Annotated in this window: 4 protein-coding genes; all 4 read left to right on the top strand. The window is 44.5% G+C overall.

Annotation, left to right across the window (positions count from 1 at the left end):
- The first annotated feature begins 72 nt into the window (after window positions 1–72).
- The 4 genes from BUC10_RS17965 (at window position 73) to sov (ending at window position 11,860) form a co-directional block, all read left to right on the top strand.
- Window positions 73–1,668, top strand: coding sequence for an MFS transporter (locus tag BUC10_RS17965; protein WP_245812811.1), 1,596 nt, complete (start codon window positions 73–75; stop codon window positions 1,666–1,668).
- A 112-nt stretch (window positions 1,669–1,780) separates the two neighbouring features.
- Window positions 1,781–4,078, top strand: a complete 2,298-nt coding sequence (locus tag BUC10_RS09810) for an NADP-dependent malic enzyme (RefSeq protein ID WP_073179019.1) — start codon at window positions 1,781–1,783, stop codon at window positions 4,076–4,078.
- A 55-nt stretch (window positions 4,079–4,133) separates the two neighbouring features.
- A complete protein-coding gene (ruvA, locus tag BUC10_RS09805; RefSeq protein WP_073179016.1) occupies window positions 4,134–4,715 on the top strand; it encodes a Holliday junction branch migration protein RuvA in 582 nt (193 codons plus the stop codon).
- A 5-nt stretch (window positions 4,716–4,720) separates the two neighbouring features.
- The gene (gene sov, locus BUC10_RS09800; protein WP_073179014.1) at window positions 4,721–11,860 is read left to right on the top strand and encodes a T9SS outer membrane translocon Sov/SprA; all 7,140 of its coding nucleotides are present in this window, start codon (window positions 4,721–4,723) and stop codon (window positions 11,858–11,860) included.
- Window positions 11,861–11,867: the final 7 nt, after the last annotated feature.

Genomic DNA, 11,867 nt, shown 5'->3' with positions numbered 1-11,867 from the left:
TGAAGAACTAAACCAAACGAAACCATGATAAAGATTACCAAACCTCGTCTCAATTTTTGGCAAATATGGAATATGAACGTCGGATTCTTCGGAATCCAGTTCAGTTTTGGATTGCAGCAAACTGCTGTTAACCCTATTTTTTCCTTTCTGGGAGCACATCATGATGAACTTCCTTTGTTGAATTTGGCCGGGCCGGTTACCGGTCTGTTGATACAGCCTATCATTGGGGCAATTTCGGATAGGACATGGTCACCAAAATGGGGAGGGAGAAGAAAGCCCTTTTTCTTAATTGGAGCTATTTTGGCCAGTCTTTGTCTGTTCGCATTTCCTTTCAGCCCAGAACTTTGGTTTGCAGTAGGGCTACTTTGGATTTTAGATGCGGGTAACAATACGGCCATGGAACCCTATAGGGCATTTGTTGGGGATAAACTTCCGGATGAACAGCTGACTTTTGGGTACCAGATGCAAAGCCTTTTTGTGGGCGCGGGAATTACCTTGGCCAACTTTTCCCTATTTCTATTCCAAGATTGGTTCAGTGTGCCTGCGGAGGCAACCGGACTTTGCAGTACAGGTGCCGAAGCGGTTACAAGCATTCCGAAATGGGTGTACTATTCTTTCTTTTTGGGAGCCATAGCCTCTATAGGAACAGTGATGTGGTCGGTTTGGAAAACTCCGGAAATCCCTCCTTCTGATGAAGAATTGGAAGAGATTACCGAATTTAATAAGGGAAAACCAGCACCGCTTATTCAAATTCTAAGTGTCTTGTTGGTGATTTTCTCGGTTCCGGTTGCTCTGGGCTATGTCATAGGAAAGATGGTGCCCTCTCTTTTTGAGGACATCAACCTTTGGGTAATCATTGTGCTTATCATAGCCTTTCTGTGGCTGTTTATACTCTATCGTATTATCAAGAAAAACCCTGATAAACCAGCAATCAAAAAACTTGGGGATGTACTGAATCCATTTGTTGAGGCGGCAGAGGCCATTGGCGAAATGCCAGGATTTTTATGGAAATTGGCCGCAGTATATTTCTTTCAGTGGTATGCTCTTTTTGTCTATTGGCAGTTCATAACCCCTATGCTGAGGAACAGCCTATATGGAATAAGCAATTCAGATAACGAAAAGTTCGAGGGAATCATGGAGGCTTGTAAGGAAGGTGCTGTAATTGGTGCTGAGGACATGGCATTCGCACAAAATGTCCAATCTTTGGCAGAGCAGGCTTTGGCCCAGACCGGATTAATGAACGGAACCTATAATTTGGTCACCATGTTGGTGGCTTTGGCGTTGGTGCCCATAGCCTCCAGAATTGGCTCAAAACTGGTGTATGTGCTCTGCCTGTTCTTAACGGGAATTGCCATGCTCAGTATGCCCTACATTAGTAACCAATGGCTCTTGCTGGCACCTATGGTTCTCTTTGGAATTGGTTGGGCTGCTATGATGGGTATACCCTATGCCATGGTTTCCAAGGTAATCCCAGAAGAACGAAGAGGTGTGTACATGGGTATCGTTAACATGATGATTGTAATTCCCATGCTGATTCAAACCGTATCCTTTGGTCCCATCATCAAGAATGTATTGGATAACAATGCGGTAAACGCAATTGTTTTTGGGGGTGTTTTCTTTGTAATTGCTGGATTCTTGGCGATGCGCCTCAACATTTCAAAAGACTGACATAGGGTAACCCACCGTGTTTGGTAGGTTCTGGAGGTTTTCTTTTGATTAAGTGGAGCTATTGGCATTTATCCCATGGAATAGCATAAATTTACCGATCCAAACCTAAGGTATGAGTAAAGAAAGACAACGGCGTGAGGCACTGCTGTACCATGCAAAGCCCCAACCCGGTAAGATAAAGATAGTTCCAACAAAGCCCTATTCCACCCAACGTGATTTGGCATTGGCGTATTCCCCAGGTGTAGCGGAACCCTGCCTAGAAATTGAAAAGAATAAAGAAGATGTTTATCGGTATACGGCAAAAGGAAATATAGTGGCCGTAATATCAAACGGTACGGCCGTGTTGGGTTTAGGAAATATAGGACCGGAGGCCTCCAAACCTGTCATGGAAGGCAAGAGTTTACTATTCAAGATTTTTGCGGATATCGATGGGATGGATGTGGAACTGGATACTACGGATGTTGAAAAGTTCATAGAAACAGTGAAAACCATTGCTCCAACCTTTGGAGGAATCAATCTGGAAGACATCAAAGCTCCGGAGGCTTTTGAGATAGAAAAACGCCTTAAGGAAGAGCTTGATATTCCTGTAATGCACGATGATCAACATGGAACGGCGATTATCTCAGCTGCCGCTTTGTTGAATGCCCTTGAACTTACCCACAAAAAAATTGATGAGGTGAAAATAGTCGTGAGCGGTGCGGGAGCTGCTGCCGTTTCATGCACACGTTTGTACAAGGCCTTTGGGGCGAAAGCAGAAAACATAGTAATGTTGGATAGCAAAGGAGTTATCCGAAGTGATCGAGACAATCTTTCGAAGGAAAAACTGGAGTTTGCCACAGATCGGAAAATTGACACCTTGGAGGAAGCCATGAAAGATTCCGATGTTTTTATAGGATTGTCCATAGCGGATATCCTAAACCCGGAAATGCTCTTGTCCATGGCCAAAGAACCTATTGTCTTTGCGATGGCGAATCCAGACCCTGAGATTGAATATGGTCTTGCCTGTAAAACAAGAGATGACATCATTATGGCCACGGGGCGCTCCGACCATCCCAACCAAGTGAACAATGTACTGGGTTTCCCATTTATTTTCAGAGGAGCATTGGATGTTCGGGCTACCAAAATCAATGAGGAAATGAAGATGGCCGCCGTGAGAGCCTTGGCAGACTTGACCAGGGAACCCGTGCCGGAACAGGTAAATATCGCCTATGACACCACCAGATTGGCATTCGGTAAGGATTACATTATCCCAAAACCATTTGATCCAAGGCTGATTACCAAAATCCCTCCTGCGGTAGCTAAAGCTGCCATGGAAAGTGGAGTGGCAAAAGCACCCATCCAAGATTGGAAAAAATACGAAGAGGAGCTCTATCAGCGCTCGGGTAACGATAATAAGGCAGTGCGATTGATGCACAACAGGGCTCGTTTAAATCCCAAACGGATTGTTTTTGCGGAGGCTGAATTGCTGGATGTAATGAAAGCGGCCCAAATTGTACATGATGAAGGCATTGCCATCCCGATTCTTCTTGGAAACCGAGAGATTATTGAGGAACTCAAGAAAGAACTTGATTTTGATGCGGAAGTTACCATAATAGACCCCAGATCGGATGAGTCCAAGGAGATTCGCACCCAATATGCCATGAAATTGTGGGAATCCCGAAAAAGAAAGGGGGAAACCCAATACAGCGCCCGCATCAACATGGGCAAGCGAAATTATTTCGGAGCTATGATGCTGCTGGAAGGTGATGCTGATGGTATGATTTCTGGATACTCCCGCTCCTATCCCAAGGTATTGAAACCTGTTTTTGAGGTTTTAGGCCGGGCCAAAGGGGTTGCAAAAGCTTCAACCGTGAATATTATGATCACAGATCGTGGCCCCCTATTTTTAGCAGATACCTCCATCAATGTGGACCCGGATGCTGAAGAGTTGGCAGAAATAGCTCAAATGACAGCCAATGTGGCCAGTACTTTTGGGTTTAACCCGGTGATGGCTCTCCTTTCCTATGCAAACTATGGGTCTTCTAGTCATCCTAATGCCCAAAAAGTCCGTGAAGCGGTTAAAATATTGCACGAACGCAATCCAGAGTTGGTGGTTGATGGAGAAATACAAACAGATTTTGCCTTGGATCAAGAGCTCTGTCATAACAATTTTCCATTTTCAAAACTGGCTGGGAAAAAGGTGAATACGCTAATTTTCCCAAATTTGGATTCGGCAAATATCACCTACAAACTCCTCAAAGGACTGCACAATGCGGAATCTATTGGCCCCATTATGGTTGGACTTAGAAGATCTGCCCATATTTTACAATTGGGGGCAAGTGTGGATGAAATGGTCAATATGGCGGCCGTTGCCGTTATAGATGCCCAGGAACGGGAGAAACGCAGAAAAGCAAGAATGGAGGCCGAATAATATTCAAACTAACAAACTGATAAGCGAAAAATAGAATTTCTCTAACATATCTTTTATGATTACCCATCTTTCCGGAAAACTGGTTGAAAAGAATCCTACCTATGTAATTGTGGAATGCCACGGGGTGGGCTATTTTTTGAATATTTCCCTGCACACTTTCTCCTTGCTGGGCGATGAGGAAAATATTCGTCTTTTCACCCATCTTCAAATCAAGGAAGATGCGCATACCTTGTTTGGTTTTGTGGAAAAGGCAGAAAGGGAGATTTTCAGATTATTGCTGTCGGTCTCAGGGATAGGTTCAAGTACTGCGCGGACCATGTTATCATCTCTTTCGCCTACCCAGGTTCGGGATGCCATCGCCAATGGGGATGTTGCTTCCATACAGGCAATCAAGGGAATAGGTGCCAAAACTGCCCAACGGGTAATTCTCGACCTAAAGGACAAGATTTTAAAAGTCTACGATATGGGCGAAGTTTCCCTTCAATCAAACAATACAAGCAAAGAAGAAGCGTTATCTGCTTTAGAGGTTCTCGGTTTCGTCCGAAGACAATCCGAAAAGGTTGTGGACAAAGTACTATCCGAAGATCCTTCACGAAGCGTTGAGGACATTATTAAACTGGCGCTGAAAAATTTGTAACAAGTTTGAAAAGAGGGGCAAAACCAATGCTTAAATCATCTGGATTTAAGTACTTTTTCTTTTGTATATGTTTTCTGATGGCCGCGACCACTATGGGCCAGGAAACCAATGAACAGGTTCAGGACTCTGTGAAAACAGGTGTTGATCTTGGTCGATTGATTTTGGAAAACCCCAATAGCATCATTACAAAATACACGTACGACCCTAAGACGGACCGGTATATCTATACTGAAAGTGTTGGGGATTTTGATATTAGCCATCCCATCATCCTAACCCCGGAGCAATACTTTGATTTGGTACAAAAGGAGCAGATGAAGGCCTATTTTCATAAAAAAATTGATGCTTTCAGTGGGAAAAAGGAAGGTAGCGAAGAAGCTCGCAAAAACTTGTTGCCCAATTTCTATGTGAACAGCAGTTTCTTTGAATCCATTTTTGGAGGAAACACCATTGAGGTAATTCCACAAGGTTCCGTGGCCATGGATTTGGGGGTGTTATGGCAGAAAAATGATAATCCAGCACTTTCGCCAAGAAACCGAACCAACCTATCCTTTGACTTTGATCAAAGGATAAGTCTAAGTCTTTTGGGAAAGGTAGGGGAACGCCTTCAAGTCACCGCAAATTATGATACCGAAGCAACGTTTGACTTTCAGAATCTAGTCAAGCTGGATTATACCCCAACGGAGGACGATATACTTAAAAAGATAGAAATCGGAAATGTGAACATGCCGCTTAACAGTTCACTTATTACCGGTGCGCAGAGTCTTTTTGGGGTGAAAACACAGTTGCAGTTTGGAAGAACCACGGTTACCGCTGTTTTTTCTGAACAACGATCACAAAACAATACGGTAGTGGCCCAAGGAGGAGGGACTTTGAACGAATTCTCTTTGACCGCTCTGGATTATGACGAGGATAAACATTTCTTCCTGGCCCAATATTTTAGGGATAACTACGACCAAGCTTTGCAGAACTATCCCTTTATTAGAAGTCAAGTCCAGATTACGCGATTAGAAGTTTGGGTAACCAACCGAAACCAACAGACCTTAAACGTTCGAAATGTTGTGGCAATCCAGGATTTAGGAGAAGCTGAATTGGGCCAAAACGGAAATCCAAAAACAAGAATTGGTATTGCCGGGGGAGCACCTGCTGGTTTCTTTAATGTTTTTGGTGCTGGTGCACCACCCCAGAATGAGGCAAATGATTTTGACCCGGCCTTGATCGGTACAGGTGCTTTGACCCAATCCATCAGGGATATTGCAACTGTGGAACAAGGGTTCAATATTCCCGGATATACCGTGAACCAGGGGTTTGACTACGCTATTTTGGAAAATGCCCGAAAATTGGAACAGGGTCGGGACTATCAATTTGATTCACAATTGGGATATATTTCCTTGAACCAAAGATTGAGCAATGATGAGGTGTTGGGAGTGGCTTTTCAATACACCATAGGTGATGAGGTTTTCCAAGTAGGGGAGTTTGCCAACGGCGGAGTGGATGCCACTACGGTTTCCGGTGGAGTGAATCCTATTATTGAGAACAATACCTTGATTCTGAAGTTGCTGAAAAGTAACATTACCAACGTGGACGATCCCATCTGGGATTTGATGATGAAAAATATTTATGCCACAGGGGCATTTCAATTAAGTCAGGAAGATTTTAAGCTCAATATTTTATATTCAGACCCCACACCAAGAAATTACATTACACCGGTTGACCCCAATGCGGGCTGGCCAGCAGGTTTGGAAGAACGCATTCTGATCGATGTCTTTAATCTTGACCGTTTGAACATTTACAATGATGTACAACCAGGCGGGGACGGTTTCTTTGACTATGTGCCGGGAATCACTGTGGATACGCAGTCTGGCCGAATCATTTTCACGAAGGTTGAACCCTTTGGGGAATTCTTGTTTGGTGAATTGGGAGGGGGAACCTATGATGTGGAAAACGATCAGGGATACAACGTAAACCAGCAGCGCTATGTGTTTCGAAACATGTACGCCAAGACCAAGGCGGCCTCGTTGCAGGATGCAGAAAAGAACCGTTTCCAAATTAAAGGGCGCTACAAATCACAAGGAAATAATGGTATTCCCATCGGTGCATTCAATGTGCCAAGAGGTTCGGTTAGGGTTACCGCTGGCGGGAGACAGCTGCAAGAAGGTATCGACTACACCGTGAACTATCAGGCAGGGACCGTACAGATTTTGGACCCAAGTTTGGCGGCTTCCAATACACCCATCAACATTTCCGTAGAAAACAATGCGGTTTTTGGACAGCAGACACGAAGGTTTACCGGAATCAATGTAGAGCACCAGTTCAATGAGAATTTTGTCTTGGGGGGAACCGTTCTGAATCTGAACGAAAGACCTTTGACCCAGAAATCCAACTTTGGTGTGGAGCCCGTGAACAACACAATTTTTGGTTTAAATGGAAACTTCAGTACCGAGATTCCATTTCTGACCCGATTGGCAAATAAGCTCCCCAATATAGATACGGATGTGCCCTCCAACCTTTCCATACGTGGTGAGGTGGCCTTTTTAAAACCGAATTCACCCAAAAACGCCGATTTTGAAGGGGAAACCACCACATATTTAGATGATTTTGAAGGGGCTCAGGCCTTAATCGATATACGATCTAGTTTGGGATGGACGCTGGCCAGCCCGCCGGTGGAGTTTTTGGAAGACCGAACAGATATTGATGTGGGATACGAACGGGCCAAAATGTCCTGGTATACCATCGACCCTATTTTTTATACCAATCAAAGACCGTCCGGATTATCGGATAACGATATCTCTCTAAACACTACACGAAGGGTGTTCATCAACGAAGTGTTTACCGAAACGGATATTGCACAAGGGCAGACCCAGGTACAAGGAACTCTGGATTTGGTGTATTACCCAAATGACAAAGGACCTTACAATGCCAATCCAAACTTTGGAGCAGAGACTCCCCAAGATAAATGGGCAGGAATCATGCGCCCTTTGAGCAGCACAAATTTTGAGCAATCAAATGTAGAGTTTGTTCAGTTTTGGGTATTGGACCCCTATATTGATGGACAAACAACTGACGGAAATGCAGGAGAACTGGTCCTGAATCTGGGAAATATCTCGGAGGATATTCTAAAAGATGGTCGGAAGCAATATGAAAACGGTTTGCCTGCAAGCACCAATAACGAGATTCCCAGAACCACCATTTGGGGTCAGGTGCCGTCCACACAGTCTTTGGTTTACGCTTTTGATGCCGATGAGAGCAACCGAACCCTTCAGGATGTTGGGTTTGACGGCTTAGATGATGCTGGAGAACAAGCTATCTACAATGGCCCTGCTGAGGATCCTGCTTTGGACAACTATCAGTATTATCTGAATCGCGAGGGAAGTATTTTGGAGCGCTATTTCGATTTTAACAACCCGGATGGTAACTCTCCCGTGACAGTAACGAATACCAATAGAGGTTCCACCACCTTACCGGATGTGGAGGATATTGACCGTGACCTAACCATGAATACGGTAAATAGCTATTATGAATATCGTATTCAAATAAGACCGAATACGGATATCAATGATCAATATGTAACAGATATTAGGGAAGGCTTGACCCAAACCCTACCCAATGGAACGCAGTTGAACCGAAGATGGATTCAATATAAAATTCCATTAAGCGACTTCACCGAAGCTGTGGGCGGAATTACGGATTTTAGGTCCATTAGTTTTATGCGGATGTATATGACCGGATTTACGGACGACGTTGTACTTCGTTTTGCTACCTTGGATTTGGTTCGGGGGGACTGGCGTACCTATACCAACTCTTTGGAGCCGGATGTGGATAACGATCCTTCGGATGATGGTACCGTAACGGATGTGAATACGGTAAACATCGAGGAAAATTTTGGACGACAACCTATACCGTATGTCCTACCGCCAGGAGTGGTTAGGGAACAGCTGAACAATAACAATACGATTATCCGCCAAAACGAGCAATCCTTGTCCTTTGTGGTGGAAAACTTGGAATCCCAGGATTCTAGAGGGGTCTTTAAAAACGTGAATATTGATGTGAGGCAGTATGAGCGCATTAAAATGTTCATGCACGCAGAAAAAATTCTTAATGGTGACTATTCTGACGACGATACTCCATTGGTTGGTTTCCTTCGGATAGGAACAGATTTCTCTGAAAACTTCTATCAGATTGAATTGCCCCTGCAGTTCACTTCATTTAATGTGACTTCTCCAGAGGAGATTTGGCCCGATGTAAACCAGATAGATATCGCACTCAGCGATTTGAACAAGGTAAAATCCAGAGGTATTGCGGAGCAAACCTTGGATCAAATTAGGTATTATGAAATTGTCAATGGCGAAGCGGTTCCCGTGGACGAGTTTGCCCCTCGCACCCTCGGGACGCTTCGTATTGGTATAAGTGGTAATCCATCCTTGGGAAGTATCCGGGGAATGATGGTCGGTATCAAGAACATAGATGATCTTCCAGCTAGGGGTGAGGTATGGTTCAATGAACTTAGACTTGCCGGATTGGACAATAATGGGGGTTGGGCAGCAATAGCCGCCTTGGACGCCAATATGGCTGATTTTGCTAACATTACGGCCACAGGTAGCAGAAGTACCTCCGGCTTTGGTTCCATAGATCAGATGCCCAATGAGCGTTCGCGAGAGGATGCCATATCCTATGATGTGGTGACCAATGTGAACGTAGGGCAGTTGCTGCCAAAAAAATGGGGTATTCAATTGCCGTTCAATTACGGAATTTCAGAAACCTTGATCACACCAGAATTTGACCCCGTTTACGATGATTTGAAGCTGGACGACCGGATTGCAGCCGCTTCTACCGCAGAAGATGCGGAAACGATAAGAAAACAGGCAGAGGACTATACCAAACGGACCAGTATCAACCTTATTGGTGTACGAAAAAATAGGGGAGAGGAAGCCAAGGAAAACTTCTTCGATGTGGAAAATTTCACCTTCAACTATTCGTACAACGAAACCAATCATAGGGATTTTGAGGTAGCAGACCTTAGGGATCAAAATGTTACTACGGGCTTTGTGTACAATCACAATTTTAAGCCGGCAACGATAGCGCCCTTCGCTAAAAAAGATTCCTTGTTTACCGGAAGATATTGGCAATGGCTAAAAGATTTAAATTTCAATCCCTTACCTACAAGTTTATCGGTCAATGCGAATTACAACCGCTCCTTTAACCAGCAGCGTTTTAGGGATGTGCTGGAACCTGGAGTAGATGCTTTGGAACTGCCCTTATTACAACAACGTAATTACTTGTTCAACTGGCAATATGCCCTGAATTATAGTATTTCGAAGTCGCTTCGTCTGAACCTTACCGCTTCAAACAACAACATTGTCCGTAACTATTTTAATCTGGATGACAATCCGGACTCCGGCATCAATGAAGCCCTAGATCTCTGGGATGGTTTCTTCGATATAGGGGAACCCAACAGGCACCAGCAAAGCATGCAGCTCAACTATGAATTGCCGTTCAGTAAGTTCCCGTTCCTGAATTTCATCAATTCCCAATATACCTACACCAGTAATTTTGACTGGCAGCGGGGCGGGGATGCCTTAAATGAGGTGGTGCAAGAGGAAAATCCAGGAGAACAGGTCAATACCGTTCAAAATGCAAGCACCCACAATTTAACTGCCAATCTTAGCATGCAGCGTTTGTACGACTTTTTGGGACTTAAGAAACGGGACGGCAAGGTCACGGCGGTCCAGGCTCAACAGCGACGTAGGGACAAAGCTGGAAACCCTGCTTCTGGGGACACGGATGAAAAACCACCTAAGAAAACAAGTAAAACATTCAATACTGTTGTGGATATATTGACCATGGTGAAGCGTATCAACGTGAACTACAGTAGAAATAGCGGTACGGTCTTGCCGGGATATACCCAATCCATAGGGTTTATCGGTACAACAAGGCCTACGCTGGGATTTGTCTTTGGTAGCCAGTCCGATGTTCGTTTTGAGGCGGCCCGAAATGGATGGTTGACCACGTTCCCAGAGTTCAACTCGCAATACCTAAGAAATACCAATAGGCAGCTCAATATTACTGCCACGGCACAGCCTACCCAAGATCTTACCATAGATTTTACCGCGGACCGACAATTGTCCCGAAGTTCTCAGGAAAACTACAGTCCAGAGGAATGGATCAACAACAACGATGGCCTTATCAATGAACTGGGTAATTTTAGCATCTCCACTGTAATGATCGGCACGGTGTTCAATAAGAGTGACGAGTTCGATTCCAAGACTTTTGAACAATTCAAGGAAAATAGGATCACCATCGCCAACCGATTGGTGTCGGACCGAGGGCAAAGCCCGGGCACCTTGGATGAGGACGGTTTTCCGGAACGCTATGGGAAAACGCAGCAAGAAGTATTGTTGCCGGCATTCTTTGCGGCCTATACGGGACAGGATGTCAATCGGGTAAATTTGGATGCCTTCCGCGAGATTCCAATTCCGAACTGGAACATCAAGTATACCGGTCTTATGAAAAACAGATGGTTCAAGAAGAAATTCAAGCGTTTCTCCTTAAGCCATGGCTATAGGGCTGCGTATAGTATCAATTCGTTCCAGACCAATTTGGAACGTGAAAACGGGATTTTCGACCCAGAGAATGACGATTTCCTTCCAGAGCAGATTATCAATAATGTGGTATTGACAGACCAGTTCAACCCATTGGTCAGAGTCGATTTTGAGATGAAAAACTCCTTTAGCTTCTTAGCTGAGGTTCGCACCGATAGGACTTTATCCCTAAGTTTTGACAACAACCTTTTGACAGAGATTAATGGAAAAGAGTACACTCTTGGATTGGGGTACAGATTCAAGGATGTGAAATTTGTGACCAATATTGGGGGTGAGCGTACCCGTTTAAAAGGGGATCTAAACCTTAAGGCCGATTTATCCCTTAGGGATAACATTACGATCATACGAAACCTGGATATAGACAACAACCAGATTACTTCTGGACAGCAGCTTGTTTCAGCCAAATTTACCGCGGATTATGCCCTGAGCAAGAGTCTTAACGCACTGTTCTTCTATGATCACTCGTTCTCCAAGTTTGCCGTGTCCACGGCATTTCCGCAGACTACCATCAACACCGGATTTACCATCCGCTACAATTTTGGAAACTAGGAAAAGG

It is taken from the genome of Flagellimonas flava (assembly GCF_900129665.1).
GTDB classification, from domain to species: domain Bacteria; phylum Bacteroidota; class Bacteroidia; order Flavobacteriales; family Flavobacteriaceae; genus Flagellimonas; species Flagellimonas flava.
This window is presented reverse-complemented; position numbering and strand designations above follow the sequence as displayed.

Bases quoted from the DNA above. Each gene is read 5' to 3' on its own strand.
- BUC10_RS17965 (WP_245812811.1), top strand. From the start codon at position 73: ATGAACGTCGGATTCTTCGGAATCCAGTTCAGTTTTGGATTGCAGCAA.
- BUC10_RS09810 (WP_073179019.1), top strand. From the start codon at position 1,781: ATGAGTAAAGAAAGACAACGGCGTGAGGCACTGCTGTACCATGCAAAG.
- ruvA (WP_073179016.1), top strand. From the start codon at position 4,134: ATGATTACCCATCTTTCCGGAAAACTGGTTGAAAAGAATCCTACCTAT.